Genomic DNA, 25,408 nt, shown 5'->3' on the forward strand with positions numbered 1-25,408 from the left:
AGATCCATTATTCAGTACAAATTATCAAAACTTTTTAATTATTAGAATTGTGCACCCCCTTCCCGAAGCTTAACCCTGCCCATTTATTTAAGATCATAAAGCACTAAAACCGGGTATTTTAGTTTTTTGACAACAGAAATAGTATGACCTCTAAAAAAAAGATAGTAAAGAAAATTATGACTATGTGGAAGTAATACTAATAATGAAGATTCTGATGCTTGCATAAAAGCCTCTAAAGAATCTGTTAAATTTTTTGAAAAAATATATTTAATTCTGGTTTTTAACTTTCCAAATAATAATGCAACCAATTCTGTATGCTTTTCCTTAAAAATTGGATACTTCTCATCACTAATATGTACAAACTGCACAGTAGCAGATTTAATAAAACTAAAGGACTCAAAAATAGCTAAAGATGCTTTATTTAGTTTCAAATGAAAATCCGTAGCAAAGCATATTTTTTTATTATAATCTTCATATTTAAATCCTTGTGGAATAATCAAAAGTGGTATTTTAGATAAACCTAAAACAAATTGGGTATTGCTGCCAACAACGATCCTCGAAATGTTTCCGGAACCAATTGCGCCCATTACCACCAGTTCTGCTGCTTGTTCTTTTGAAATTTTTAAAATAGAATCTGCTACAGTGCCACTTTCGCAAATTACCCCAGTAGCTAATTTTGACAGATTATTCTTTTGCTTAAATTTGAATAAATAATCCTCTGTAGCTTTCTTTCGTTCCTCCAAATATATTGAATAATCAAAAATTTGGTAGATATTATTATCCAATCCTGAATATGGCGAAACGACATGCAATATAATTGCCTTAAGCTTTTCCTTTTTCGACAAATTCAAACCAAATAACAAAGAAGATTCTGAATTTTTTGAGAAATCAATTGGCAACAAAATAGATCTCATGATTATAGAATTATAGGTATTAGAAAACTAGAACGAAATCAAAATTAGTGCGATATATATATAAGAAGAGCACATAGCTCATTTGTTTGCATGATTATTGTCATACTATAAAATAAGAAAAGTCTGTAAAACCCAGCTTGTTCAATTTAAAATAGCCTACAATGCCCCGTTAAAACCAAACCCAAAGTTGTTTTGAATGCCTTCCTACCGTTATTTGAGGTTTATTTGATAACAATCACTAACCAAACTGATTACAATCAATATACTAAAGCTCTGTATTCTCTATTTTTACCATTAAAATTCATTAAATCTATTAAAGAATTTGATATGAAGAGAATTCTGGTACCTATTGATTATTCTAATCCGTCACTGCAAGCGGCCAGATATGCCTTTCACTTTGCTCTTGAAAGTGGTGCCACTTTGGATTTTCTGCATATCTTTTCAATTCCTGTTTCTGCCGTAGATTCATATGTATACGTACCAGATCATGAAGAAATAGAAGCAATCAGAAATAATCACTTAAATCATTTGAATGAAATTGCTTCAGATCTCAGACTAAAGAGTGCAATTTCAATCCAAATAAATGTCCATTGCGTTTATGGTCATCCAATCGAACAGATTCTTGAATTTGGTAAACAATATAAAAATGACCTTATTATTATAGGACTGCAAGGTGAGGGTTTCCTTAAAGAGCGATTTGTAGGAAGTATAACAACCCACTTGTTTAGAAAATCCCATATTCCAGTTATAGCAATCCATTCTACAACAACCTATTCAAAAATAAAAAATATTCTCTTTGCATATGACCTTAAACCATTTTCAAATAAACAATTATTAAAACCACTGGTAGAACTGGCAAACTATTTTAATGCACATGTGCATGTACTAAATGTTACAGACGAATTGGAAATATTTCCTAACATCTCTGAACAATTACAAGCCAACCACTTAAATCCTCCATTGAATTTAAATAATACTTCCTATCATATTGTTGAAAACGAGAACATCGTAGATGGAATTAAGGAATACTTAGCTATGAACACCATAGACCTCATTGTTATCATTTCTAGAGAACATTCTGTAATTACAAATATCTTCGACGAGCGGATTTCAAAGAAAACTGCATTCAATTTAGATCTACCTATTTTAGCATTCCATGATTAAAATCCAGCTATGAAAATCGAAATCATTGAAACCAATTCCATTTTGGATATACAGAAATCCTTTTCTAAAAAATATCCATTTCTTAAAATGGAATTCTTTACTAAGCCCCATCCTATTCATGGGGGATCAAGGAAAGAATTCATAATTTCCAATGATACACTTATAAAAAATTGTCGAACAAAACATAACGAAGGTATTTTGGAAATATATCCACATACTATAGTTGCTGAACTTGAGAAAAATTTTAATGACATATTTGGTCTTTCAATACAAGTCTTTAGAAAATCGGGTGATGTGTGGATTGAAACAACTGTGACAGATGACTGGACATTAGAAAAACAAAATACGGAGGCAGAATCGTTTCATAATGACCTCCAGGAAAGGAGCAAAACGGATCGGAATCATTTGCTATCGTAAATAATAAACAATATTATTATTGAAATTTAGACATTGTAAAATAATTCTTGGATTCTATTATGATCAAAAATTACATATTAGGACTCATAAAATTTAAATCCAATAATTGTAAATTCTTGTGTAGGCTTGCTTAAAAGAATTTAATCCAGATAAAATTAATCTAAATATTTCCAACTTCAGATACAATTACTATGTAAGCCTTACCATCTAGTAATTAAAATTTAAAAATACTGTTTACCGGAATGTGCCTGATTTTCAACCAAAATATTATATTCTAGCAACTAACCCCAATAAAATCAATCATTTATTTTAGTATACATTCACTAATGAAATTGATTTCACTATGCATAAATAAAATTATAAAAAAATGCTCCAAATAAACATTGAAATAAAATAATATCCCAAAATCCATTTGAAGCATATCCTCAAAACGCCTATTTATGCTTTACTATAAATAGACGTGATTATAAAAAATAAAAACTCAAAATTTAAACCTAAATGAATACTTTTCTCTGCCTTTTTGATGCTTATAAAATTCAAAATTAGAATTTGATTCCGAATTTAAAAGCACTCTTTATAAATTCATATCTTCAATTATACATAATCCCAAAATATAAAGGAATTATAGATCCATTGGCAATTTGCTTAGAATTTCCTATTTAACAACCAAAACTGGGCATTTTGCATTTCTTAAAACATCTTCTGCAACACTACCAAGAAATACTCTCTTCAGTCCTTTTCTCCCATGTGAACCAATTACTATAAGATCTGCATTTAGCTTGACTTGTACTTGTATCACAGATTCTCCAATATCATTGTTTTCCTCTACTAAAAAATCAATTTTCAATCCCGGATTATCAGCAATTAATTTCTCCTTTAATTCGGAAAGTTTTAATTGCTCTTCATCTCTCATTTTATTTAATAAATCCATTGCCAACAAATTGTTTCCCAAAATTGGACCCCCTCCATCAAACATAAATGGATTTACTAGGACATGCAAAACAGTAAGTCGCTCTCCACTTGTTTTAGTTAATCTAACTGCATAGTCTAAGGCTTTTTCAGCAAACTCAGAAAAGTCAAAAGGACATAAAATTTGACTAAAAGATCTCATATCTAATTTATTTTACCAAATATACAAATAAATAGTGTGCTATACAAAATTTCATATCCATTTTGTTTCTATTAAATTAAAAACAAACCAAATATCATTTAGAAGTCATAGAAATTTCATCACAATTTAACTTTTACTTGCAGTAGCCACATATCTCAGAATGTCATAAGGTGTTAAGAGTCCCATCAACTCTTTTCCATCCACAATTGGAAGACAATGAAAATAATTGGTTAAAAACACTTCAATCGCAAGCTCAATTCTATCTTGTGGCTCTAATTTTCCCAACCTGACTACCATAATTTGCTTTACTTTAGTAAATTTCAATTTTTGGTCCTCTTTTATATCAATACTAATAGGATCCATATCAGAATTAGCATACAACTGTAAATCAGATTTACTAATTAAGCCTACAAGATCCTTAAAATGCACTAGGTATATGATGTATTGAATGCATATCAAATAGTTGCTTCACCGTTAACAAGTTATCCTCTGGAGTCACTGTTATCAATTCTTTCGTCATGATGTCACTTACAGGATTTTTCAAATTCATAAGCTATATTTTTTGTAAAAATAGATGCAAGTTCGATCTAAGTTCATGATCTTTGTCAGCAAAATCAATGATAGCAATCATATGGATCAACACGGCTTTCATAAAAATAGCAATTTTTTAAGTTCCGTTTTTGAAACGGCCATTGATGCTATTATAATAATTAATAAATTAGGTATCATCCAATTATTAAATAAAAATGCAGCTGCAACTTTTGGATACGAAGTTGATGAACTCATTGGTCAAAATATCAATATTATTGTTCCTGAACCGGATAAAAGTAAGCATGACCAATATATAAAAAATCATTTAGAAACCGGAATTAAAAAATTATTGGAATTGGACGAGAGGTAACGGGATTAAAAAAAGATGGCCATATATTTCCAGTTCGTTTAGCGGTAAGCAAATTTATCATAGAAGATCAAATTTATTTTACAGGAGTGATTCATGATCTAAGTGCGCAAAAGGAAGCGGAGAATAAGTTGTGGTATGTAAATAGAAATCTTGAAAATTTGGTGGACTCCAGAACTGGTCAACTTCAAGAAAGTATTAATCAATTAAGTTCAAGTAATCGTTTTTTAGAGCATGAAATTGATTTCAGGATCACCGTTGAGCAAAAATTAAAAGTGAGAGAACAAGAGTTGCTTGATGCCCTGGAAAAAGAACGCGATTTGAGTCTTTTAAAATCCCGCTTTGTATCTATTGCATCTCATGAATTTCGAACCCCTTTGGCAAATATACTAAGCTCTATTAATCTAGTAGATCGGTATGAAAGTGCTGAATTCGTAGATAAACGCAAAGTGCATATTTCTAAAATCAAAAACAACATTCATTATTTAAATGGAATTTTAAATGAATTTTTAACCCTTACGAGAATCGAAGAGGGCAAATTTGAACTTAAGATTGAATCCTTTGAAATACATGGCATGCTGCATGAAATCATTGAAGACTTTAATTTAATCAAGAAAACAGGACAAACACTTAAATTAAATACAAACAACTTAGAAGGCGCCTTAATAGAAACTGATAAAACCTGTCTAAAACACATTATGAATAATTTAATATCGAATGCTATTAAATATTCTGGTGAACATGCTACTATTGAAATTGAACTTTCTAAACTTAATAACTTTTATAATATTTTAGTAAAAGATAACGGGATAGGAATTCCAAATACTGAACAAAAATTTATATTTGATATTTTTTATCGCGGTTCTAATGTATTAAATATACAAGGAACCGGACTCGGACTAAATATTGTAAAAAAATATCTGGATACAATCAAAGGTAATATTCGATTTGAATCCATGGAGACCGAAGGAACACAAATAACAATTCAATTACCTGAAATATTTAATTATGAAAAAAATTCTGATCATTGAAGATAATACAGAAATGCGAGAGAATATTACTGAAATTCTGCAGCTTTCTGGATATCATGTTTTCGCAGCAGCAGATGGTGTGCTTGGAGTACAAGCAGCTCGGGAGCACAAACCTGATCTCATTTTGTGTGATATTATGATGCCTAATTTAGATGGTTTTGGAGTTTTAAAAATCTTAAATCATGATGAACTATTAAAAAACACACCCTTAGTGTTTCTAACAGCCAAAGCCGAGAAAGAAGACTTTCGTAAAGGCATGAATTTAGGCGCTGAAGATTACTTGATCAAACCCTTTGAAGATTCCGATTTATTACAAGTAGTTGAAAATAAATTGCATAAATATGAAAATTTATCAAAGTCTCGAGCTTCCAAAATATTAACCGGACTTATTCATTTTGAAGAATTTGTAAATCTAAAGCAAGTTCAGGATTTAATAACGCATTGTGAAACCAAGGAGTTTGGAAAAAAATCAAAAATCTGGATGCTTCATGAAAACATTAATAATATATATTACATCGAAAAAGGGATGGCCAAAGAAGTAATCGAAACGGTAGGAGGAAAAGAACTTATTCTGGATTTTTATCGAGCACCATGTTTTATGGGTTTATATCATTTATTTCAAACAAAATACAAATCGACTACAGAAATTATAGAACCGTCATATATTAAATCAATTTCAAAAAAATTGATTGAGGATATTATTCTAAAAGAGAATTTATTGACATCATATCAACATCACTTTGCTGAAAGATCCCAAGATTATGTCCAACGATTAGCGATAAATTCCTTTGGCAATGTCCGGGAAAAAGTAGCGTACCATTTATATAATCTTTCCAAATCTTTTCAAGAATCTGCAATCCACCTGGGTCGTGAGGATTTAGCTTCCTATTGCGGAATTGCAAAAGAAACGCTCATTCGCACCTTGACAGAATTTAAGGAAGAAAAATTAATTCAGTTAAATTCAGAAGGCATAATTATTCTGCAATCGCAGAAATTGATTTCCTTCTTTCTATAGATTTTGAGCGGCTTTGCTTTTTTGGAATTTTAAATTGTATTCCAAACATTGCACTTAATAATATTGGCAACGCTAAGAATGCTAATACAGGAATTCCGATATACATTGGAACAACAACTGCAAGCATCATCAGATAAAATCTCATAATCAGTTGATCGATTGATAAATTGTACATACTTTTGAATTTTATACAAAATTGTAGCTTAATTAGACTTCAGGCAATGACGAATATCACCGTGCTCAATGAATTTTATCAGGATTGTGCAAAACGTAAGTTATGAAAACAATCATAGAACCTTTTCGAATAAAATCTGTAGAACCCATTTATTTTAATTCCAAAGAAGAGCGCAAAACGATTCTTGAAGGTGCATCTTACAATGCATTTCTCATCCATTCCCAGGATGTCCTCATTGATCTACTCACAGATAGTGGCACGAGCGCCATGAGCAGCAATCAATGGGCAGGAATTATGCAAGGCGATGAATCCTATGCTGGAAGTCCAAGCTTTTTCAGATTTGAAAAGGTAATCCAACAAATTACTAGTATGCCATTGGTAATACCAACACATCAGGGAAGGGCTGCAGAGAAAATCCTCTTTAGTATTCTGGGAGGTAAAGGAAAGTTTATTCTCAGCAACACTTTATTTGATACCACCCGGGCAAATATTGAATTTTCTGGAGCTGAAGGTATTGACCTTTTATGCGCTGAAGGAAAACTTCCATCTGTACCGTCTCCATTTAAAGGAAATATGGATGTGGAGGCCTTGAAGCAAGTTATTAAAGAAAAAGGATCAGAAAATATTCCATTATGTATAATTACAATAACTAACAATTCAGGAGGTGGACAACCTGTTAGCATGCAAAATATTAGAGCTGTAAAAGAGATCTGCATACAACACAAAATTCCTTTATATATTGATGCCTGCCGGTTTGCTGAAAATTGTTACTTTATAAAATTGCGAGAAAAGGAATTTAATGACAAACCGGTTTTAGAAATTGTTAAAGAATTATTTTCATATGCAGATGGTTGCACGATGAGTGCAAAAAAAGATGCTTTTGCAAACATAGGTGGTTTTCTAGCAATGCATGATGAAGAGCTAGCACAAAAATGTCGTAATTTATTAGTTATTACAGAAGGCTTTCCTACCTATGGTGGACTTGCCGGAAGAGATCTGGAAGCCATAGCAATCGGACTCATGGAGGTCATGGATGAAAATTATCTACAATACAGAATACGCAGTATTGAATATCTTACGAATAAATTAATAAATGCAGGGGTTCCTGTAATGCAACCTGCTGGTGGGCATGCTGTTTATATCGATGCAAAAGAATTTTTACCACACATTCCTATAAACCAATATCCAGGGCAAGCTTTAGTTTGTGCACTTTACGAAGAAGGTGGCATTCGAAGTGTTGAAATAGGATCTTTAATGTTTGGAAAATATGATGCATCGAATCAGTTGATTTCAGCGCAAATGGAACTCGTACGACTTGCCATTCCAAGACGGGTTTACACCCAAAGTCACATTGATTATGTTGCGGAAGTAATTCTTGAAGTTTTTGCAAATAGAACTGCAATCAAAGGTTTAAAAATAATTGAAGAAGCTCCAGTCTTAAGACATTTTACGGCAAAATTAAAACCCATTTAATTAGCAATTATTAACATTGACTGAATAAAATATACTTCTGTAAATTCATAATAAAAAAGTATATTGTATGCTTATTGCCCAATTTTATCTAATAAAAGAAAAATTTCAAAACCAAAAAAAAAGTCAAATTGCATGGAATCATTAAAATGTAGTGACTACAATAAATTTGGCTAAATATTCAATTTCTCTGTCAATCTTTCAAAGCACAAAAAAAGCCCCCACTATTGTAGAGGCTTGTATTGAAAAACTTTATTTATCACTCGATATTACGATATCATTGGAAAATATTTACCGTTAAAACGAAGACTAAAATTTATTGCGGTTACTTTTTTGAAGCTGTTGGAGCCGCTTTAGTTTGTTTTACTTGGTTTGCAGCTTCTTGTTTGCCAGCAGATTGTGCTGCATCCGTTTTAATTTCAGTTTTAGCTTGCATTGCCTGTGTATATTCCTTTACCATATCATTCATCATGGTAATGACATTGTCTTTTGATGCTGTTAAATCTTTTTGCAATTGCTTTAATTCTTCAGAATTTAAAATCTCTGAAATACGCACTTGTGTAATTTTCAACCAGCTATTCATAAATGCTTCATAATTTGGGGCTTTCCCTTCAGTTTGATATAGTGTCCAGAAATTTTCCATAGTTTCTGTCATACTGTCTTTAGCTTTACCATACACTTTATTTTGGAAACTCATGTTCTTTTCGATATAATCAAGGAAAGTTTTTCTTCCATTGAAATATTTCTCAGACATTGCTTTAACATCCGCTTTCAAATTAAAATCTCCAATAATTGGTTTGGACTGATCAAATTGTTTTAAAAAGTCTGCATACAATTTTCCAATAGGTTCTAAAATTGTATTTTTAGTATTTGTCTCTACCTGACCATTTAAATTGCTAACTGCATTTTGAGCATCTTTTTGAATAGATTCTAATTTCTCAAAATAAGTTTCGTAAAAGCTATCAAAAGCTTCTGTAGACTTTTTCAAATTCTCGATTGAGTTTAAACCCATCAGACTATCTACGATTTTATTAAAAGAATCATTTGGAAAGAATGAATGAAACTGCTCTTTTGTAAACATTCCTTTCATAACTCCATCTTCAAGAATTTTTTTCCAATGGATTTGCATATCTTCATATGCTTTGAAAAAATGACTTAGGAATGCATTATCACCAGCAACCGCTGCAAATGGATTTTTAAAATCACCTGTAAATGCTTTTTTCGCATCATTTATCATGGCTTCCCAAGATGCTATTGTTTGCTTAAAAGATTCTGAAAATGTTTTATTGTTTGCCTGGAATTTTTCGAAGGCAGTTCCGTTATAGGATTGGAATAAATCTTGCCATTTTTGAGCATATTCTTGTTGCATACTCAACCAATTTTGAAAAAATTTAGGAGCATTCTGCATATTTTCAGTCATATCCTTTGGATTCACCTGGCTAAATATGTTTTGATTTGCTTTTGCATTTTCATTTAACAATTCAACGCTAGCCTTAAAAGGTGTTGTCATAGCCTGAATTGAATCTTCCAAGATAGTTTTAGAATTATTAGTCCACTGACTGATAGCTTCTTGTTGTTTTTTTACTAGGGTTTCAAATGTTTCTGTAGGATTCATGATTAATTTTTTTATTTTAATTAAATATTGTATTTCTACATGCAAAGTTATGTCAGGTACATAGCCTCCTAAGCGAAAACCATGCGAATAAGGCTAAATTAAGGGTGAACAGCTAATATAGCTAGGTGAATAAGCTTTATGGAATTACATAAAGAGCAATCTGGTCATGAGATCTTCTTTATAGGCTGGTCCGATGGGTATTGCTTCTGAATCAATGATCAATTCTCCTTCTTCAATAGCTTCAATAAAATCGATATTTACGATATAGGACCTATGAATTCTTTTAAAACTAGTGTACGGAGTCAATTTTTCTTCCATTTCCTTAAGCGTATGCCCTATTAAGTATCTGGCATCTTCGGTTTTAATGATGGAATAGACATCTTTTGCCATAATCCAACGGACTTGGCTGAACTTGATTTTTTCCAAGCGATTTTTAACTTTTAAAAAAATACCGTCATAAGTGGGTTGGCTTTGATTGGATTCAAGAAGAATTTTGAACTGACTAAGATTTATAAAACTTTTGAACTCGTACTTTAAAGACCAACTGATAGAAGGATTACTACCGTCAAATATTCCCAAGAGCATTTGTTTAAAGCTTTTTAATTCAGGGGTTTCATCCAGGATTTCCTGAAGCTTCGACTCAGAATCCAGATAAATACAAATGAGTTTATAATTACTAAGATTGTCTTTGGGGTTAAAATCCAAAGCGTTATGATAGATTTTCAAATGCTGAAAAACATTTTGATCCTTTGTAAATAGAGCAAACTCAGCCAATACAGTAGGTTTGAAGAATTAATATAGAATCGCTCACTAGATTCTAAAAGTCAAAACTACAAAATTATATCTTCCTTTTAATTAACATTGTATTATGAAATGTTTAGACTCGAAATTATCTTTAAGTTTTATTTAAATTAAACCAAAAATCATGAATCCAGGAATTAAAACAGTTGCTTTAGTAACCGGCGCTACGGGAGGATTGGGCACCGCTATGTGTCAAAAATTATATCAAGATGGTTATACGGTACTTGCAAATTATCGAAATGATCAAAAAGGAATGGAATGGAAAAAACAAAACCATGATTTAGGTTATGATTTTACAATCGTTAAAGGAGATGTGACTAATTTTGAAGATATCGGCCGGATGATGGCTGAAATTAAAGACACGCATGGAGGGGTTTCAATTCTAATTAATAATGCTGGAATTACCCGGGATACACCTTTATGGAAAATGTCACTAGACCAATGGCAGGAAGTTATTTCTTCAAATTTGAATAGTGTATTTAATTGTACACGCCATGTTATCGAAGATATGATTCAGAAAGGATTTGGGCGAATTATTAATATTTCCTCTGTGAATGGTCAGCGAGGCCAATTTGGGCAAACCAATTATTCATCAGCAAAAGCGGGTATGCATGGCTTTACGAAATCGCTTGCTATGGAAGTAGCTAAAAAAGGAATCACAGTGAACACCATTTCTCCAAGGTTATATTGCTACTGATATGGTCATGGCTATTCGGGAAGAGGTTCGAAATAAAATCGTCGAACAAATCCCAATGGGCCGACTCGGTGGAACGGAAGAGATAGCACATTTAGTCTCTTTTTTAGCATCCGAAAAAGCAGCTTATATCACCGGAGCCAACTATGCAATAAATGGAGGACAGCATGTGTATTAGAAGGTCTTAGCTTGGTTCATATTGTTACTTTCATTAATAAGAAATTATTGAAAACAACCAAAAAATTGAATTTAGATACATTTATTTTAATTATACCATTTTGTATTGCTTATTGACTATTGATTATTAACTATTGCTTATTGACTATTGACTATTAACTATTGATTATTGATTATTGCTTATTGACTATTAACCATTGACTATTAACTATTGACTATTAACTATTGACCATTGACTATTAACTATTGCTTACTGACTATTGACTATTGACCATTGACTATTGACTATTGATTATTGACTATTGACTATTGCTTATTGACTATTGATTATTGGTTCACTTTCCTATACAGAACGTAATTTAAATTGATTATCAATTAGTTATAAAACATAGGTACAAATAATAAACAAAAATAAAATGATAATTACATCAATCACTTGGAAACACAATTTGAATGGTAATTATCACAGCTCTATTGCTTGAATTACCACTTTGAATAACCTTCCCACATATATCTGAATTACTAATTAATCCTGCACATTGAGCTAAAATTTGAGCTTTCTTATGGTAGGCACGGAGAAACCCAAGGGCTAAATTTTTATTCCAAGGACTCGCATCTTCCTTACATAAATCTTGAAAATAATATGGACCCTCCTTTTTGTTACATGACTTAACAACTTCGTTTAAATATTCATATTCTGTATTAATAGCTACTTTGCCATCATAGTTAGTTAAGTCAGCTGAACCAATAAAATCGATATTAATTTTCGGTTTAAATTTATCTAAATTACTTTCACCTAAACTTAATTCTTGATTTATAAAATAAACAATATTACTAATAAAACTATTTTCAACTTCTTCAAGGTCGTATGTAAACTCTCCCAAAGGGTAATAACAGATTCCAGATCTAATATCAATCAAATTAGACCTTGGAGTAAAAACAATAACTATTTCTTGTCCTTGTCTATTAAAAGTTATGTCATTATCTGGCATTCTGTACTTATAAATTTTATAAACAAAATCATTTAATCCACCTTTGATCAATTTTTCAACCCAATCCACATACATATTCCTTCTTATATCAACAGGAAAAGTATCCCTTTGATTTGCAATTTTATCATTAATAACTTTTAATTTAATATTTAATGAAGGGAGGTAAGGAAATATCTTTTGTGCTTTCAATAATAAATCTAATGCCAACGAATACTTTCCTTCTTTTTCATAACTCTCCGCTTTAAGAAGTAAGTCTCTATAAATGTCATTTTTCTTCGATTCAAGTCTTGTAAAAGATATATAATTATCTTCACCTCCACAATACTTAATCAAATTATAATAATAAAGTAAAGAATTTGACAAATCATCGCTGTATTTGATCTCCCCTGATAAATTCTTACTACTTGTGCACTGCAAAATCTTATCCACTTTTATAGCTAAATCATTTCTTATTTCATAGATATCTAATCCATAAGAATTAAAAAACTTTATGTCATTCAAACTAAACAATTTATTATCAACCATATTCATAAAAACAAATAAGTCGTCATCTAATTGTTTTCTCCTTTTCTTTTTTACTTCCCTGTCAGTTTGTTTAGGTGATTTTATATCAATATAATATGAGTTTGCAACCTTAATATAATTTAGTAATAAAGGATGTTCCTTGAAAAACTTTTGATACTTTCTATTACAATTTATTAATTTATGAAAATCCTTATTATTCGGACTGACTCCATCATAAGTATCCAGAATACCAGGCGATGCTCTTAGTTTATTAGATAAGCCAGAAAATGCTTTTCTTATTTCATTAAATATATCTTTAGGTTTTAATGTCCCGTTAATTTTAATTGACTTTCCAGTATCAATTCTATAAAAATTTGTGCTTTTTAAATCCAAACTATAAATCGAATCTGAATAATATTCAGCTTGATATGGCAATAAATATTGATAGAATAGATTCTTGTTAACTTCATTATAAAATGTCAAATCATTTTTGTCATATAACTTTTTAGTTACTTCACTCAAATTTAAAGAATCACCGTCCCCTCTGAATTGTACCCTTTTAAAATTATCTACAATAAAAACCCTACCTTTTAGATTAAATACATCCAGGACCAAATTACTACTGTCCTTAAAGTAAAATCCTATAATTCTTTCTGCATCATCATTAAATCTTGAAGAATGTTCAATCTTTTCAATTAGTTTAAAAATATCTTTTGAAATCTTGGGCATGTTTTTCTTATCCTTAATTTCTGAATTTATTAGGTTAATATATTGTTTAGAAATTTCTTCAATTTGATTAAAGCTATCAATACTATGGTGATATGCCGGATGAAATCCAAAAAACTCAATTCTTTGACACAGTATGTTGACTGGAAGAAATAATAAAAACAAATAAAAAAATTTAAAATCTAATTTCATAACTCTGTTTTGTCGAACTATTCTTAAAGGTAATTTTATCTCCCTTATAAATATTACTTGCTAAATACGACCCATTAGGTTCGGGATAATCTACTATTATATCGTTGATTATTACTATATCAAAATTAAATCCTATTTTTTCAGGGTAATATACCGTTGGTTTTATTTTATCCCTCCTTATTTTCGCCATATTCGATATTGGTTCTTTCTTAATTACCTTTTTGGATTCATTTTTATGAATAAATTCATCTTTATGAACATTCGTATCAATAGGATAGATTTCAACTTTTATATTAACTTTGTCCCTAATATCTTCTACATCATTATAAGCAAATGTTTTTAGTTTTAGGCTTACGTTTTTTATTATTTTTTCACAAAAATAATAAATTGGTTTACCCACTTTACTAACGGTAGAATATTCCTTTTCAATTAATATTAAAAAAGTTACTATCGCTATAATAACTAACAAACTCTGTATTGCTAGATATGCTTTTGGATATTCGTTTTTGAGTACCCTAATATACTTATCATATTCTGTTTCATTCATCTATTTACATTATTAATTTATATTATTCAATCATCATATATTATAGCACAATCATTCTAACCAGCAACCATTTCAAATTATCTTTTTAAATTAGGAGCACCAAGTTTCTTGCCTATCTCAACCTAAAAATCCTATTTATTACTAAATCGATATATAAAAATATCTCCTGTTTCACTTAAAAAACCATACTCTATATAAACTGGAATCCATCCTAAATCATTATAAATTGGCCTTGAGAAAAGAAAAATACCCTGATTTCTGGTACAGAAATTTTCTATTGCTCGAAACAACTTGCCCTCAGATGAATGTCCTCTGTTAAAGGTACTTTTTTGAGGGAAAAGATTTTGATCCAGATTGCCACCCATAGAATGTGCAATAAAATGCCCTCTGTCGTAGCCAGGCTGGTTTGCAATAGTTTTCATTCTGTATATATCACGTTTAACTTCACTATTTTTTGTGAAACCAAAAGCAGCTACAACCCTGTCACTTTTTATTTTATTTGATTTTATAGATTCAGAATAATCTTGATATTCTTGGTGACAATCATACAAATAGTGGAAGCCACAACTATCTTTAAGGGTAACTAATTCGATTTTCGATTGCGTAATTAATTTATATTCAGAGCTCCACATTTTGCACAATTCTTCTATTAGGTATTCATTCACAATATGTGTAAACCCATTATGAGGCATATTCTGTAGAATCTGTAAGTATTGCTTAATCACCATCAGTTATAAATAGTCTCAATAATTAGGTTTAAGTTCATTGATTGAATTTATTTTAAATGAATAATGACTCTTACATCTTAAATAGAATAGAATCATTTAAAATTCAAAATTAATATAAGAAAACTCACACCACCATCACCTTCTTACACTCCTCCCCAAACTGACTAATAATCCTCACTGCAATCTTTTGCCCTTCCTTTTTGATTTCAATTGGATGAGAAATATGTCCACACAATCGATCAAAGGCTTCATCATCGATTTCGATTTTGAGAGTTTTTTCTTCTTTCTTTTTGATACTGTCTTTGTCTAAGTTGTCTAAGCCTTTCTTCAATAAATTCACAAGCCAAATCTAATAATAATCAGACATATATTTATTAATGAAGTTGGAAATATTAAAAGTTTTAATGAAATTTGAGGTAATAACTTTCAAAATGGCAGACGTTCATTCCAAATCGATACGCTCATACAACATGAGCCAAATCCGGTCTAAGGATACCAAGCCAGAACTTATAATTAGGAGGTTTCTACACTCCCAGGGATATCGATTCCGGTTACATGATAAATCTTTGCCGGGAAAACCAGACCTTGTTCTGAAGAAGTTAAAGACTGCTATCTTTGTTCATGGCTGCTTTTGGCATGGACATAAAGATTGCAAATATTTTGTTGTCCCAAAGACACAGACGCAATGGTGGCTGGACAAGATAAATGCGAATAAAAAGAATGACAGAACCAAAAAACTTTCACTTGAAAAATCAGGATGGAATACCATTACAATATGGGAGTGCGAAATTAAGCCGGCCAAACAAGAAAAAACACTAAATAAATTATTGAAAATATTAAGTACGTTATCAAAGTGAATCTTACTAATCTCATAAAACTATATTCAGATAAAGGATGCAACAAGGTTTATGTGAAAACGCTTGCAGCAAACGACAATTCAAAAAATCAGGTTTATCTCGGAGGTAACTTTGAAGTACTCAATATTTTTCCAATAAGAAATATTACTCAGGAAGATGTCGGAGACTGGTCCAGAGAAAGATTTAAAACCGGGTTGGACTTCTTCTGGATTGATGAAGACGGACAAACATATCCTGCTCCTTATTCACAATTAATCCTCTATCCAAAATATCCGGAAGTAAGATTTTCCGGGTTTCTCAAAGGCTGCAAAAATGCTCCTTCAGATTTAATGGCCAATAGAATTGTAAACCGGCTTCTGTTTTTCGGAGTTGATAATGATGGTAAAATTCTTGGATATGTCACATCTCCGGGCTCAGCATTAGCCAAAGAATTTAATTCCACCCCAAATCTTGAAATTGAGGGAGTGTTCAGGGTTTTTAATATTCAAAAAGGAAAATTACAAAGAGATTCCAAAGATCAGTTATTAGGAGAACTTAAAAGAATCCATAATAAAGGTTGGATAAAATCAAAACGACTGGGATCTGATAAAGGAATCCTACCTTGCGAATCTTCAAATTGCGGAGGATATACCTTAGAGGCAGAGCTTGGCATTACACCTAATGGATATTCCGAACCTGATTTCCTTGGCTGGGAAGTCAAACAATTTGGTGTGGCTAATTTTTCAAGTTTAAAAAATGCTGTCATAACATTAATGACACCTGAGCCAACAAGTGGTTTTTATGTTAGCCAGGGTGTTGAGGCTTTTATCAGAAAATTCGGATACATTGACAAAAGAGGCAGGGAAGATCGTATGAATTTTGGCGGAATCTATAAAGCTGGAAAATTTCATCCCGCAACAAAATTGACTTTAAATGTACGGGGATTCAATGCAGAAACCGGAATCATGACTGATCCAACCGGAAGCATTGCCTTAATTACAGAAAATGAAGTCGAAGCTGCCACATGGTCATTCTCATCATTATTGAAACATTGGAACAAAAAACATGCAAAAGCTTCCTATGTTCCTTCAAGAACTCAAAAAGAACCGGCAAGAAGTTATTCTTACGGTGGCCAGATTATTTTGGGTACCGGAACTGATTTTACACTATTCTTGAAGCAAATGGCATTAGGAAATATTTATTATGATCCGGGAATCAAACTTGAAAATATGTCCACAAAACCAAAAACCAAAAGGAGAAGTCAGTTCAGGATCAAATCCTTGTATCTTCCTGAACTTTATAGAATCAATGAAATTGTTGATTTAATAAAGGAATAAGCTTGTACAATAAATTTATTATATTAAACATTGTTTTTATATAAAATCTGACGATATTCGTGCCGTTTTAACAGATTTTGATGGCTAGGAGAAAGGAGAAACCCACTTATTCAGGAATTAAAAAACAGCTTCAAATCACCTCAGGAAAGGTATTTGATTTAGGATTAGATTCTTTTACTCATTATCTTCATAACCAGACCCATGGAGGTTCTGATTGCTTTAAGGAAAAGGCAGAGAAATACCTATCCAAACGATTTGATATACTCTCACTCACAGAAGAACCTGACTTTCAGTATTTAATACCATTTCATTGGGATGTGCCCTTTCCTCCTTTATCAAATCCTAAATTTTCATTTATAGATCTTTTTGCCGGAATTGGAGGGTTTCGTATCGCATTTACAAAAGCAGGAGGCAAATGTGTTTTTACTTCCGAATGGGATACAAACTCACAAAAGACCTATGAGGCAAATTTCGGAGAAGTCCCTTTCGGAGATATAACACAGATCCTGGAAAAAGACATTCCTGATCACGACATACTACTTGGCGGATTTCCCTGTCAGCCATTTTCAATTGCAGGAGTATCAAAGAAAAACAGCCTTGGAAAAAAACATGGTTTTGCTGACGAAACTCAGGGCACTTTATTTTATGATATTGTTCGCATCCTTAAAGCAAGACGTCCAAAAGCATTCCTTCTTGAAAATGTGAAGAATCTGAAATCACATGACAAAGGGAGAACCTATAAAATCATAATTGAAGCTCTCAAAGAACTTAATTACATCGTCTTCGATCAGATAATTGATGCTAAACACTATGTTCCACAGCACAGGGAACGGATTTTTATTGCAGGATTTAACAAAGACTTTTTTGATGATTCAATTATTTTCAAATTCCCTGAACCACCGGAACAAGCATTAAAAATTCGGGACATACTTGAAAAGAAACCAGATCCTAAATATACATTGACAGATAATCTATGGAAGTATTTACAGAATTACGCCATAAAACATAAAGCTCAGGGAAATGGCTTTGGTTTCGGACTTGTAGATTTAGATGGTATTACCAGAACTCTAAGTGCCCGTTATTACAAAGACGGATCAGAAATTTTAATTCCACAAGGGAAAGGAAAAAATCCCCGTAGACTTACTCCGGAAGAATGCAAAAATTTGATGGGTTATCCGGACAATTTTATTATTCGTAAAATAGGGGTTTCCGATACTCAGCTTTACAGACAATTTGGAAATTCGGTTGCTGTTCCTGTAGTTTCTGCGGTTGCAAAAAAGATGATTGCTTTTATCAATCAAAATATGAATACAACCAAACAATCGAGTGTAAAATATTCTATTCCAACATTATGAATGCTTTAAATTTCAACTCTATAATTCTAAAAAGCTCTCAAAGCCTATTCTTTTCTATATTTCTTACAAAATACAATCAGGATTGACTTTCCAAAAGCAATGGAATTAAATCAGATAGACTCATTAACCATTGTTGTTAATTATGTGTATATGTTTCTTCTAATTGTCTCGGCAATACAAGTAGAAGACTGTTAGCTCTCATTTCGTTTGTCGGGTTCCCACTGATGGAAGGATGAAGTGTAAACAAGTGCTTATCACTTATCCTTCTTGCTTCCGTAAGTAATTGCCTCCATTTGTCATTACACGCTGATTTTACTCCCTGTATAGTTAGAATAATTATAGAAAATACAGAATCATGAATGTATGCTAACTTCAATATCGCTTTCAAAGATCATCATGCTTTTTATTTGAACCCTTATACTTTTCGACAGGGTAATTTAGTTCATTAATTTTTAATTTATCAAAAATAATTTCTTTGATATCAAATCCATAAGTGTCTGCTAGCAAAAATGCGTTGTAAAACACATCTGCAAGTTCAATTTTTATTTTTTCAATATCTGCTTCCTCTACGCTTTTCCATAAAAACACTTCAAGCAATTCAGAAGATTCAACATTTAAACTTATAGCAAGATTCTTTGCATCGTGAAATTGCTCCCAATCTCTTTCATCACGAAAGCTTTTAATTCTTGTAATGATTTCATTTATTTCCGATTTCATCCTCTATAAATTTTATTATTATGCCAATCAATATATTGTCCATTTGGCTTGTCTATCTCTCTGTTTGGAAGAAATAATAATTCTTTTCCATGATATTGGTAGTATTCTTTTCCATTTTGAAATTCCTCCTTAATTCGCGAACTTATTTCAACTTTATGCTCATTTGTAATAGTCAAATATCCCCCATCAAAAAGTTTATGCATATCAGATCTTAACAAAATACCATTTGAAATAAAATGTGGCCCAGACTCTGCGTATGGCTTTATATGAGCTGCTTCCAAAACAGGTAACGTTTTTTCTCCCGTTATTGAACACCTTCTTGAATACGCATCAGTAACCAGAACCCGGAAAGCACCTTGTCCAAGCCTCACTTTTGTTAAAACAGAATTTCCATAAGCAGGAGTTGACGATTCTTCCAGTAAAAATTGACTTTTACCCTCATCAACAGGGTTTATGTATAAATATTTTTCCAACAATTTTTCGACTCTTGCCCAAATGTTTTTTCCTACAATATCATTAGTGTCATATGATTTCCCTTGAACTATACTTTTTCCCCAATCAACTGGTGTTTCAATCCAATCTTCTTGCTTAAAAAATAAGGGATTTGTCAATACAATACATCCAATTATAGGATTAATATTTAATTTATCCTTCCTGTAATTTAAAATCATTCTCCTAAATTCATCATATGTATCACACCCATTCCTATTGTAGAAAGTATCCCAAGCCACAGACATTGGTAAAAAAGTATGGCTTGAAAAAAATCCAACACCGCCTATTGCATTGAGTGGACTTTTTAATTTGAATAAAAAAGGTGCTCCAGATTGCAATAATTTAAAACTAACGGTGCCACCTGGCTGCCAGAAATTAATATCCTCTGGATTGATCTTTGAAAGATATTTAAACCAATTATTATCGGTCACTCCTAAATAGAACTTCATAAACAAAGTTTAAAAAAGCTATGCAATTGGCTTTTCCTTTAAAAATCAAGTCACTGGTTATTCTTGTATTTTGATAACAATCAGTTTCATTTAGTTTGATGTTACGAAATAAGTTTAAAATACGTTGACCAGGATTGGATTTATCGGTTACTTCATTCAGCCAAAAGGCTGTCTCTATTGCCTCTTGTTGTGCAAAGAATAGCTTCATTGTTGCATGTCTTTATGTATTCTTAAACCAAAAACTTAATAATTCCTTAGTAACTCTTGAGGTGTTTGGATAAGTATCCCTCCAAATCCCCACTTCTTTCCGGCAAAGGTTAATGATATGGGTATTATACTCCTCCGGATTATCATTCCAATCAAATACCTCCTTCTGCCCTTTTTGTCTTGTTGGGATTACTGCTGAATCGGCTTTAAATATCCTCCTGCCTTCCCTTATTAGACTATAATCCAAACTGCCTTCGCTGTCGGTATCATAATGGAGTTTGGGCTCCTCGTAAGGGCTGTTTAGGATAGGGTTGTCGGACGCCATTTTTAAGTCAGGTCAGTATAAGAGGGCTAAAATACAATAAAAACTTAAAAAAGCCCTCATTTTTGAAGCCAAGCCCATTTAGATCTCTTTGTCTGTTGGTACTTACTAATTCCCAATATTCATCTTTCTCTCCATCATTAGTTTAAAATAACCTCCAAAAAGTCCATTGCAAATATCTGTATCCTGAATTGCAAAGCCCATAATCTCGTCGACTTTTAAGTCAATATTATGTTTCTCGATTTCTAGTTACAAATGACTATAAAAAGTATCGAAACAAAAACAAAATTGAACTTGATTAATTCCTATTTGAAAATGATCAAACAACCTTGAAGGATGAATAAATGTATTTGTCAAACCATCCTCAAATTTTGGTGTGTCAAAAATATTTTTAACCATCAAATATTTTTCCTTAAAATAAGAAAATGTAATTAATTCTAATGCAACGAACATGCACAATAGATAAATGAAGTCATTTTTATCATTAATGATTACATCTTTGCTTGGAAATCCAATATAAACCATACCCTCTCCTTGATTTATATATGGAGATTGCTCATGATTAGTTAATAAAATCTTTAAATTATTATAGAACGTATTAATATTTAAATTTTTCTGTCCTTAATTTTACATTATCCTTTTGTAAGAGTATCTATATCTTTTCTTTATTAAATTTAATACAAACTTCATTAAGATGTTCGATTTTCTTTATTAATTCAATTAAGTGAAATGGATAACTATGGTTTCCATTCGTAAACATCACTATGTCTGGCTCACTTATATGACTATTTATTTGAAAAACAATGTACTCAATTTTAATCATGTCATTAAAAAAATCATCATCAAGTATATCTTGAATAATTCGTTTAGAATTTGAGTCAATGGAGCTTCCATATATTCGTTGAAAATCCATCAAAGCAATTCTATTATTATTAAATCTTTTCTGAAAATACTTCCACCAAATCTCATTAGGGTAAGCATTCATTGATCTTGATGGAAATTTCTTCAATTTAATTTTATTTATCTCTGCAATAAATTCAGGGAAATAAAATTTCCTAATATAAAATGAGTCACCAAAGCTGGAATTTGAAATTAATTTTACAGAATCTAAAAATTCCTTCTTCAAGTAAAATGAACAAGAAAAATATATTTGATCAATTGGATCTATTAGACTAAAAATAATATCACGCATTTTTGTATTCGCAAGTTTGTTCATCTCTACCCTTTCCTTCTCCTCATTCAATATTTCCTTAAACTGAGTAATTTCAATAAATATACTTAGCACCAATGCGACAAATCCAATAAACAAAGCTATACTTCCTCTCCTTGTTAATTTATTTTTACTGCCTTCCTTGATGTAAGTTTCATTGAACGAAGTAAAAATTAACAACAAGAATGTTAATATGACAAGTAAGATTTTAATTAATCCAATATATTCAATCATGCTCATTGCAATTCTTTATCTATATTATTATCCAATAATTCTTGAAGTTCAGGAGGAACTACATAATCAGTCAAAGCCTCCCCAGTTGCAACTTCAACCCAATCCATCTTGTCTGGTTCATATTTCCAATTCTGAAATTGATCCAATTCCTTTTCTAATTTCTGATATACCTTATCCTTTTTAGGACGATCAAATCCAAACCTATCAAAGATGCGGTAAGGCTTCAAAGCTATAAAAATATTGTAAAGTGCAGCTATATAAATTTTATATGGGATTTTTAGCTTCGACTTTTTATCGACATCGTACTCTCTGATTATCTTACTTTCATACTTTATTATTTCTATCAAATCCCGTTCTTTGTTTTCAACTGGCCGCATAAATTGAGCACTTGGACTTGTGTATCGCCTGGTCCAGATAGCAAGCCATTCCTTTATTAATGTTTTAGCCATTTCTTCATTTTGCACTATAACATGAAGATGGGGATTATAGCTTAGTCTTTGTGGGTTAAAATTACATTCGATGGATTTTAAGCCTACAAATTGAAATCCACGTCCTCTTTGACTTCTCTTCCGGTATTTATCCACAATCAATCTAAATGCTTTAATCACTGCCTTAACAGCTTTAAGAAGTGAGCTTTTGGAGCAAGACCTAACAGTCAAGACTACAAAATAGGGTTGTTCCCAGGTTTTCAAAACTGGTAAATACTTATGAATCATTTCAGCCTTACGAATGCTATTGCAAACAGTACAAAACCGATTTTTACAATACTTTCCATAGAGTTTGTTTTCTGAACTGATTAATCTATTTTGACAATGATAGGTATTCCAGAATGCTTTCACACTAATTTTATCTCCTATCTTATAAGCCAAATCTATCAGGGCCAACATCAATTTATTCGTTATAATTTTTTTCTTTGCCCTACCTTTCAAAGCCTTTTTGTTGTTCATGTCCGTGCCTTCTCCCCGGACCACTACGACTGGATTATTCATTATTGCTGTCCCTTTTTGCACTAATGTATTGAGAGAGTTTTGCCCTGAACTGTTAGAATTATTGTGCCTTTTCATATCAGACTTTTTTCTTTTTTAGATATTTCTCGGCTTCCACTGAAATTTCTTCATGGGTTTTTCTTCGACCGGATTTGATCCAAGCCATTAGTTCTTGCTTTGAGAAATAAAGCCTACGTCCTTTTTTCGATACCGGAATTTTTGATTCATGAACCAAACCATAGATAGTTGGCACAGTGAGATTGAGCATCTCGGCTGCCTGTTTGATGTTCAAGATAGTATCAGCTTCTTTTATTGAATGACTTGGCTTATGAAGCAATAACTGCTCGATGGTATTAAGCTTTTCATAAATTTCTGAGACAACTTTGGGTAGTTCATTAAATGTTATTTCGCTCATCGCAAATATTATTTATGTCAATAATATTGCAAGTATAAATCCTTAATTCTATGGTCAAATCATATTACACAATGCGGGCAAGAAGACAGGCAACACGGACAAGAAGTTTGGCAATGCGGGCAAGACAGAAGGCAATTCCGTCAACAGATTACCAATTATCTTTGACTTTATTGGACTTAAAGAAAGTTTCAATCGTAGAGAGCTCCCAATTGTCAAAACAATCTATAAATAGTTGAATAAATTTTGCTTTTTTATTAGGGTAATTATATTCTCTGACCGCCAAATCAAATAACTCATAGAACCTTTTTATAACAAGTCCTTTTTCTCCTCTTGAACAATTTATCTTTTGAATTGGCTCTTTGATTTCATTCAGAAATCCTCTTTTAAGAAACGAGACCAATTGATCTTGGGTCAAAAAGTTATTCCCATTTTTGCTTTTCCGGGTTGACAAGACTTCAAAATGTTTTACAACTTGCGCCATTGGTAAACCTTTCCAAAATTTATTTTCAGAATTACTAATTTCAGTTAGTATTTCTTCAATATCTTGATTTGCCAGAGGCCCAACTGGATTTTGAACTATAATATTTGTTTCATTAGCTAGTTTTAATAAATCCAAGTACTCTGATAAAAGTTTTATTAGTCCCAATTTGCATGTAGTCCAATCAGGTGATTGATTATCCCGATTTAAATCATCTAGGCATAATTGGATAAGTAAGATTTTTCGTTTATTATTTTCGATTAGTTCAACTCTAAGCTTTATCTCAGAAAACATCCGATACACATCAGGATTCTTATAGGTATCCCGATATACTGTATGACCAAAATCAGTAAATGGATGCTCAATAAATACTTCCTTAAAAATTTGGTATTCTTCCTTCGTAAGTCCGAGAGATGTAGCCTTTATTAAAACATCCCGAGTAAATGGGCAGCAGCCCTCTCCCATGATTTCTTTACCATCTGATTCAAAATTTTCCTTGAGCCAATTGAAATATTTGTACATAGCTTCGACCTGGATGCACCTTGAAGAATAATCATTTGTTTCAAAGTCAAATATTTTAGCTCCAATACCCCGGTAATCTTTGATTCCTTCTACGATTACCCTTTTAAATATATCCCTTTTGCCCTGAATGTCAACAGAATGATATGGAGTAAAATCATAATAAGTAATTCCTTCGCCTTTATATTCCTTATTGAACGCAACTTCATCCTTAGAAAAAAATTTTGTAAAATCAGGAAAATTCATCAACGGTAAAACAAGTGTCAATAGTATTTGAATATTATTTAATGAATAGATAGGTAATTTTTCTTCAAAGAAAAGTTTTTTATATAATTCCAATTCAATCTTCAATAATCGGTCTTTGGCTCCACTTCGATTGTATCTCTGTTGGAAAATATTTATATATAAGTTAGTTAGTCTTTCAACTCTTAACTCATAATTTCTTTTTTGATGTTCAATAATTTTATTATATTCTGTGAAAGGTAAATATGCAATATATATTAATTCATTACTAACGGGACTTACTATTCGTAACCTCCCCGACTCTACTGACATTGAACTTGCTCCGTCCATCCAATCTTCATAACAATATTCCTTTACTTCTACTTCATATTGTTTGCCATCCTTATCATCAGTTAATTTTTCAAAATACGATTTCATTACTCCAAAATTTACAAAGC

Annotated in this window: 28 protein-coding genes and 1 pseudogene; 10 read left to right on the forward strand and 19 right to left on the reverse strand. The window is 31.6% G+C overall.

Going from position 1 to position 25,408, the window contains the following annotated elements; all coding sequences use genetic code 11:
• Positions 1 to 83 precede the first annotated feature (83 nt).
• Positions 84 to 914, reverse strand: a complete 831-nt coding sequence (locus IPO86_12700) for a universal stress protein (GenBank protein ID MBK9728967.1) — start codon at positions 912 to 914, stop codon at positions 84 to 86.
• A 327-nt stretch (positions 915 to 1,241) separates the two neighbouring features.
• Between IPO86_12700 and IPO86_12705 the strand changes: the two genes are divergently transcribed.
• Both IPO86_12705 and IPO86_12710 read left to right on the forward strand, forming a co-directional pair.
• A complete protein-coding gene (locus IPO86_12705; protein ID MBK9728968.1) occupies positions 1,242 to 2,078 on the forward strand; it encodes a universal stress protein in 837 nt (278 codons plus the stop codon).
• A 9-nt stretch (positions 2,079 to 2,087) separates the two neighbouring features.
• A complete protein-coding gene (locus IPO86_12710; GenBank protein ID MBK9728969.1) occupies positions 2,088 to 2,495 on the forward strand; it encodes a hypothetical protein in 408 nt (135 codons plus the stop codon).
• A 655-nt stretch (positions 2,496 to 3,150) separates the two neighbouring features.
• Here IPO86_12710 and IPO86_12715 read toward each other — a convergent pair.
• From IPO86_12715 to IPO86_12725, 3 genes are all read right to left on the reverse strand, one after another.
• Positions 3,151 to 3,606: a universal stress protein gene (locus IPO86_12715; protein MBK9728970.1), complete on the reverse strand. Its 456-nt coding sequence runs from the start codon at positions 3,604 to 3,606 to the stop codon at positions 3,151 to 3,153.
• 126 nt (positions 3,607 to 3,732) lie between these two features.
• The gene (locus IPO86_12720) at positions 3,733 to 4,035 is read right to left on the reverse strand and encodes a CBS domain-containing protein (protein MBK9728971.1); all 303 of its coding nucleotides are present in this window, start codon (positions 4,033 to 4,035) and stop codon (positions 3,733 to 3,735) included.
• A complete protein-coding gene (locus IPO86_12725) occupies positions 4,025 to 4,126 on the reverse strand; it encodes a hypothetical protein (GenBank protein MBK9728972.1) in 102 nt (33 codons plus the stop codon). The genes IPO86_12720 and IPO86_12725 overlap by 11 nt, the downstream gene beginning before the upstream one ends.
• A gap of 75 nt (positions 4,127 to 4,201) precedes the next feature.
• On the opposite strand from IPO86_12725, the gene IPO86_12730 reads away from it, so the two are divergent.
• The 3 genes from IPO86_12730 (at position 4,202) to IPO86_12740 (ending at position 6,550) form a co-directional block, all read left to right on the forward strand.
• Positions 4,202 to 4,507 (forward strand): PAS domain S-box protein, encoded by a 306-nt coding sequence (locus IPO86_12730; GenBank protein ID MBK9728973.1) that lies wholly within the window; start codon positions 4,202 to 4,204, stop codon positions 4,505 to 4,507.
• An 86-nt stretch (positions 4,508 to 4,593) separates the two neighbouring features.
• Complete coding sequence (locus IPO86_12735; protein ID MBK9728974.1) at positions 4,594 to 5,535, forward strand: HAMP domain-containing histidine kinase; 942 nt, start codon at positions 4,594 to 4,596, stop codon at positions 5,533 to 5,535.
• Complete coding sequence (locus IPO86_12740) at positions 5,513 to 6,550, forward strand: response regulator (GenBank protein MBK9728975.1); 1,038 nt, start codon at positions 5,513 to 5,515, stop codon at positions 6,548 to 6,550. The genes IPO86_12735 and IPO86_12740 overlap by 23 nt, the downstream gene beginning before the upstream one ends.
• Here IPO86_12740 and IPO86_12745 read toward each other — a convergent pair.
• Positions 6,510 to 6,725 (reverse strand): hypothetical protein, encoded by a 216-nt coding sequence (locus IPO86_12745; GenBank protein MBK9728976.1) that lies wholly within the window; start codon positions 6,723 to 6,725, stop codon positions 6,510 to 6,512. The two genes, IPO86_12740 and IPO86_12745, sit on opposite strands and share 41 nt — an antisense overlap.
• Positions 6,726 to 6,827: 102 nt before the next feature.
• On the opposite strand from IPO86_12745, the gene IPO86_12750 reads away from it, so the two are divergent.
• Positions 6,828 to 8,198 carry a tryptophanase gene (locus IPO86_12750; GenBank protein ID MBK9728977.1) on the forward strand — a complete coding sequence of 457 codons (1,371 nt, stop codon included), beginning with the start codon at positions 6,828 to 6,830 and terminating at the stop codon, positions 8,196 to 8,198.
• A 322-nt stretch (positions 8,199 to 8,520) separates the two neighbouring features.
• On the opposite strand, the gene IPO86_12755 is transcribed toward IPO86_12750, so the two are convergent.
• Positions 8,521 to 9,810, reverse strand: coding sequence for a hypothetical protein (locus tag IPO86_12755; GenBank protein ID MBK9728978.1), 1,290 nt, complete (start codon positions 9,808 to 9,810; stop codon positions 8,521 to 8,523).
• Positions 9,811 to 9,954: 144 nt separating this feature from the next.
• Positions 9,955 to 10,584, reverse strand: a complete 630-nt coding sequence (locus tag IPO86_12760) for a LytTR family transcriptional regulator (protein ID MBK9728979.1) — start codon at positions 10,582 to 10,584, stop codon at positions 9,955 to 9,957.
• Between the two features lie 151 nt (positions 10,585 to 10,735).
• On the opposite strand from IPO86_12760, the pseudogene phbB reads away from it, so the two are divergent.
• Positions 10,736 to 11,483 (forward strand): annotated as a pseudogene (phbB, locus tag IPO86_12765) (acetoacetyl-CoA reductase).
• A 427-nt stretch (positions 11,484 to 11,910) separates the two neighbouring features.
• On the opposite strand, the gene IPO86_12770 reads toward phbB, so the two are convergent.
• The 4 genes from IPO86_12770 to IPO86_12785 form a co-directional block, all read right to left on the reverse strand.
• Positions 11,911 to 13,869, reverse strand: a complete 1,959-nt coding sequence (locus tag IPO86_12770) for a hypothetical protein (GenBank protein ID MBK9728980.1) — start codon at positions 13,867 to 13,869, stop codon at positions 11,911 to 11,913.
• A 10-nt stretch (positions 13,870 to 13,879) separates the two neighbouring features.
• On the reverse strand, positions 13,880 to 14,443 hold the full coding sequence (locus IPO86_12775; protein MBK9728981.1) for a hypothetical protein: 564 nt from the start codon (positions 14,441 to 14,443) through the stop codon (positions 13,880 to 13,882).
• A 131-nt stretch (positions 14,444 to 14,574) separates the two neighbouring features.
• Positions 14,575 to 15,135 carry a hypothetical protein gene (locus tag IPO86_12780; GenBank protein MBK9728982.1) on the reverse strand — a complete coding sequence of 187 codons (561 nt, stop codon included), beginning with the start codon at positions 15,133 to 15,135 and terminating at the stop codon, positions 14,575 to 14,577.
• Between the two features lie 160 nt (positions 15,136 to 15,295).
• The gene (locus tag IPO86_12785) at positions 15,296 to 15,511 is read right to left on the reverse strand and encodes a hypothetical protein (protein ID MBK9728983.1); all 216 of its coding nucleotides are present in this window, start codon (positions 15,509 to 15,511) and stop codon (positions 15,296 to 15,298) included.
• 91 nt (positions 15,512 to 15,602) lie between these two features.
• Between IPO86_12785 and vsr the strand changes: the two genes are divergently transcribed.
• The 3 genes from vsr (at position 15,603) to dcm (ending at position 18,699) form a co-directional block, all read left to right on the forward strand.
• Positions 15,603 to 16,028, forward strand: a complete 426-nt coding sequence (vsr, locus tag IPO86_12790) for a DNA mismatch endonuclease Vsr (GenBank protein ID MBK9728984.1) — start codon at positions 15,603 to 15,605, stop codon at positions 16,026 to 16,028.
• On the forward strand, positions 16,025 to 17,344 hold the full coding sequence (locus tag IPO86_12795; protein ID MBK9728985.1) for an MvaI/BcnI restriction endonuclease family protein: 1,320 nt from the start codon (positions 16,025 to 16,027) through the stop codon (positions 17,342 to 17,344). Before vsr ends, IPO86_12795 begins: the two co-directional genes overlap by 4 nt.
• 80 nt (positions 17,345 to 17,424) lie before the next feature.
• Complete coding sequence (gene dcm, locus IPO86_12800; protein MBK9728986.1) at positions 17,425 to 18,699, forward strand: DNA (cytosine-5-)-methyltransferase; 1,275 nt, start codon at positions 17,425 to 17,427, stop codon at positions 18,697 to 18,699.
• A 136-nt stretch (positions 18,700 to 18,835) separates the two neighbouring features.
• Here dcm and IPO86_12805 read toward each other — a convergent pair whose 3' ends face one another.
• The 8 genes from IPO86_12805 to IPO86_12840 form a co-directional block, all read right to left on the reverse strand.
• Complete coding sequence (locus tag IPO86_12805; protein ID MBK9728987.1) at positions 18,836 to 19,087, reverse strand: hypothetical protein; 252 nt, start codon at positions 19,085 to 19,087, stop codon at positions 18,836 to 18,838.
• Positions 19,084 to 19,416 carry a nucleotide pyrophosphohydrolase gene (locus IPO86_12810; GenBank protein ID MBK9728988.1) on the reverse strand — a complete coding sequence of 111 codons (333 nt, stop codon included), beginning with the start codon at positions 19,414 to 19,416 and terminating at the stop codon, positions 19,084 to 19,086. Before IPO86_12810 ends, IPO86_12805 begins: the two co-directional genes overlap by 4 nt.
• Positions 19,413 to 20,357: an HNH endonuclease gene (locus IPO86_12815; GenBank protein ID MBK9728989.1), complete on the reverse strand. Its 945-nt coding sequence runs from the start codon at positions 20,355 to 20,357 to the stop codon at positions 19,413 to 19,415. The genes IPO86_12810 and IPO86_12815 overlap by 4 nt, the downstream gene beginning before the upstream one ends.
• A gap of 220 nt (positions 20,358 to 20,577) precedes the next feature.
• Positions 20,578 to 20,889, reverse strand: coding sequence for a hypothetical protein (locus IPO86_12820; protein ID MBK9728990.1), 312 nt, complete (start codon positions 20,887 to 20,889; stop codon positions 20,578 to 20,580).
• 649 nt (positions 20,890 to 21,538) lie between these two features.
• Entirely contained in the window at positions 21,539 to 22,330 is a 792-nt protein-coding gene (locus IPO86_12825) for a hypothetical protein (protein ID MBK9728991.1), read from the reverse strand.
• A gap of 2 nt (positions 22,331 to 22,332) precedes the next feature.
• A complete protein-coding gene (locus tag IPO86_12830; GenBank protein ID MBK9728992.1) occupies positions 22,333 to 23,394 on the reverse strand; it encodes a protein rep in 1,062 nt (353 codons plus the stop codon).
• A 1-nt stretch (position 23,395) separates the two neighbouring features.
• Positions 23,396 to 23,731 (reverse strand): helix-turn-helix domain-containing protein, encoded by a 336-nt coding sequence (locus IPO86_12835; protein ID MBK9728993.1) that lies wholly within the window; start codon positions 23,729 to 23,731, stop codon positions 23,396 to 23,398.
• A gap of 148 nt (positions 23,732 to 23,879) precedes the next feature.
• Entirely contained in the window at positions 23,880 to 25,388 is a 1,509-nt protein-coding gene (locus tag IPO86_12840; protein MBK9728994.1) for a hypothetical protein, read from the reverse strand.
• Between the last annotated feature and the right edge of the window lie 20 nt (positions 25,389 to 25,408).

This window comes from Saprospiraceae bacterium (assembly GCA_016717265.1).
Taxonomy (GTDB): Bacteria; Bacteroidota; Bacteroidia; order Chitinophagales; family Saprospiraceae; genus Vicinibacter.

Excerpts from the sequence above, each read along its gene's own strand:
- IPO86_12710 (MBK9728969.1), top strand. The coding sequence starts at position 2,088 with ATGAAAATCGAAATCATTGAAACCAATTCCATTTTGGATATACAGAAA.
- IPO86_12725 (MBK9728972.1), bottom strand. The coding sequence starts at position 4,126 with ATGACGAAAGAATTGATAACAGTGACTCCAGAGGATAACTTGTTAACG.
- IPO86_12835 (MBK9728993.1), bottom strand. The coding sequence starts at position 23,731 with ATGAGCGAAATAACATTTAATGAACTACCCAAAGTTGTCTCAGAAATT.
- IPO86_12700 (MBK9728967.1), bottom strand. The coding sequence starts at position 914 with ATGAGATCTATTTTGTTGCCAATTGATTTCTCAAAAAATTCAGAATCT.
- IPO86_12825 (MBK9728991.1), bottom strand. The coding sequence starts at position 22,330 with ATGATTGAATATATTGGATTAATTAAAATCTTACTTGTCATATTAACA.
- IPO86_12705 (MBK9728968.1), top strand. The coding sequence starts at position 1,242 with ATGAAGAGAATTCTGGTACCTATTGATTATTCTAATCCGTCACTGCAA.
- IPO86_12840 (MBK9728994.1), bottom strand. The coding sequence starts at position 25,388 with ATGAAATCGTATTTTGAAAAATTAACTGATGATAAGGATGGCAAACAA.
- IPO86_12775 (MBK9728981.1), bottom strand. The coding sequence starts at position 14,443 with ATGAATGAAACAGAATATGATAAGTATATTAGGGTACTCAAAAACGAA.
- IPO86_12755 (MBK9728978.1), bottom strand. The coding sequence starts at position 9,810 with ATGAATCCTACAGAAACATTTGAAACCCTAGTAAAAAAACAACAAGAA.
- IPO86_12740 (MBK9728975.1), top strand. The coding sequence starts at position 5,513 with ATGAAAAAAATTCTGATCATTGAAGATAATACAGAAATGCGAGAGAAT.
- IPO86_12820 (MBK9728990.1), bottom strand. The coding sequence starts at position 20,889 with ATGGCGTCCGACAACCCTATCCTAAACAGCCCTTACGAGGAGCCCAAA.
- dcm (MBK9728986.1), top strand. The coding sequence starts at position 17,425 with ATGGCTAGGAGAAAGGAGAAACCCACTTATTCAGGAATTAAAAAACAG.
- IPO86_12815 (MBK9728989.1), bottom strand. The coding sequence starts at position 20,357 with ATGAAGTTCTATTTAGGAGTGACCGATAATAATTGGTTTAAATATCTT.
- IPO86_12730 (MBK9728973.1), top strand. The coding sequence starts at position 4,202 with ATGATCTTTGTCAGCAAAATCAATGATAGCAATCATATGGATCAACAC.
- IPO86_12810 (MBK9728988.1), bottom strand. The coding sequence starts at position 19,416 with ATGAAATCGGAAATAAATGAAATCATTACAAGAATTAAAAGCTTTCGT.
- IPO86_12715 (MBK9728970.1), bottom strand. The coding sequence starts at position 3,606 with ATGAGATCTTTTAGTCAAATTTTATGTCCTTTTGACTTTTCTGAGTTT.
- IPO86_12830 (MBK9728992.1), bottom strand. The coding sequence starts at position 23,394 with ATGAAAAGGCACAATAATTCTAACAGTTCAGGGCAAAACTCTCTCAAT.
- IPO86_12750 (MBK9728977.1), top strand. The coding sequence starts at position 6,828 with ATGAAAACAATCATAGAACCTTTTCGAATAAAATCTGTAGAACCCATT.
- IPO86_12780 (MBK9728982.1), bottom strand. The coding sequence starts at position 15,135 with ATGCCTCATAATGGGTTTACACATATTGTGAATGAATACCTAATAGAA.
- vsr (MBK9728984.1), top strand. The coding sequence starts at position 15,603 with ATGGCAGACGTTCATTCCAAATCGATACGCTCATACAACATGAGCCAA.
- IPO86_12745 (MBK9728976.1), bottom strand. The coding sequence starts at position 6,725 with ATGTACAATTTATCAATCGATCAACTGATTATGAGATTTTATCTGATG.